The organism is Massilia sp. DWR3-1-1, from assembly GCF_049898325.1.
Lineage (GTDB): Bacteria > Pseudomonadota > Gammaproteobacteria > Burkholderiales > Burkholderiaceae_D > JAFCUW01.
The window spans coordinates 1-1658 of sequence record NZ_JAFCXL010000068.1 but is presented as its reverse complement, the minus strand read 5'-3'; the positions used below and the strand labels follow the sequence as shown (position 1 = coordinate 1658).

The window sequence follows — 1658 nt, the reverse complement described above, 5'->3', positions numbered from 1 at the left end:
CGGTAGTTGTCAACAAAGATGTCGCGTCAGTTCATGCGGCCAGCTTCAATAATTCAGGCGCAGCCCTTTCTGGATTGAGCCACACCTCGTCCTTCAGTTTCCAATTGCGCGTGGCGCCGGACCAGCGCTCCGGGCAGCGTTGCTTTGCGGCCTCGTAGACCTGCTCGCGACGCCGCAAGATCGCATTGGCCAGCCCATCGTGGCGCTGTGCCGGGGTGATGAATTTGAGGCCGCTGTGCTTGTGCTGGTGGTTGTACCACTGCACAAACTGCTGCGTCCACGTCCGGGCCTGCTCAACGCTGTCGAACGGCTTGCGCGGGTAGTTCGGCCGGTATTTGCAAGTGCGGAACAGCGACTCCGCGAACGGGTTGTCGTTGCTGACGCGCGGCCGGCTGAACGATGGGACCACTCCGAGCTTTTCCAACGTTGCCAGCATCGTTGCCCCTTTCATTGCGCTCCCATTGTCGGAGTGCAGCACCACTTTGCGGCCAGCCAGGCCTTCCACGAGACTGGCCTTGCGCATCAGCAGCGACGCTAACTCGGCCGATTCGGCGATGTGCACTTCATGGCCGACGATTTTCCGGCTGTACACATCGAGCACCATGTACCAGTAAAAATACAGGCCTTTCACGGCTGTTGGCAGCCAGGTGATATCCCACGACCAGAGGCGGTTCGCTTCGCTCGCGCAGTGGCTTGTCACAACGCGCGTGACAGGCTTGCTAGCCCGGCCACGGTGATGCTGCTGTGCCGCTGCCTTCATGATCCGATAGATGGTCGACTCCGACGCCATGTACTCTCCGCGGTCGACCAGCGTGGGCACGATCTGGCTCGGTGGCTGACTGGCGAACTCGGCACTGTTGACCAACGCCAGAACGCGTGCCCGTTCTTCCTCGCTCAGCTTGTTGGCAGGGGCGACCCGGCACGCATCTTTGCGTCCGTCGTCGATGCCGGCACGGCCTTCGCGGGTCCAGCGCTGATAGGTCCGCAAACTGAGGCCCAAGGCCTCACAGGCAACAGCACGTCGGCAACCGCTGCCAACGGCGTCTTCAACCAAGTCCTTTACCAGCAGGCGATCTGAGGTCCCGATCAGTCTTCCGCGGGATCCCCCCAGATCGCCTGGGCTTTTTTTCTGAGGATGATCAGCGCTGCTGCCTCCGCCAGTGCCTTGTCCTTGCGCAGTAACTCCTTCTCGAGCTCCTTGATCCGCTTGCGGTCACCCTTGCTCTGCTCGCGCTGCTCTCGTGACCGGTCCGCGCTGTGCGCATTCGCGTCCTGGCACGCCGCACGCCACGCCGCGATCTGCTCGTTGAACAGTCCTTTTCGGCGGCAGTATTCGGCCAGCTCGGCCTCGTTCAATCCTGCCGTTTCCAGCACCACGCCGAACTTGTCCTTCGAGGACCATTCCTCGGCATTTTTTCCATTCCCTGGCACCGGCACTCCCTGCGCTTTTAAATTTCGTCGCCAAGTATAGAGGGTCTGTTCCGAGATGCCATTCTCGCGTGCCAGTGCCGAGATAGGCTTGTTCGTCGGCGGCATCATCTGCCGCAAAAGTGCTTCCTTGCGCTCTGCTGAATAGTGCTTCACTGCTGCTCTTTTACTCCGCCCCCAGTACGGTTACGATAAATCAGATGACGCGACAACTATGCTGACATAGGGGG

1 protein-coding gene is annotated in these 1658 nt (G+C 60.5%); it reads right to left on the bottom strand.

Annotated features, from left to right (window positions below; all coding sequences use genetic code 11):
* Positions 1 to 31: 31 nt before the first annotated feature.
* Positions 32 to 1539, bottom strand: a protein-coding gene (locus ACP7EY_RS23935; RefSeq protein WP_426197753.1) for an IS3 family transposase whose coding sequence is annotated in 2 segments (ribosomal slippage) — positions 32 to 1122 and positions 1122 to 1539 — 1509 coding nt in all. Because the reading frame shifts where the segments join, the coding sequence is not laid out codon by codon here.
* Positions 1540 to 1658: the final 119 nt, after the last annotated feature.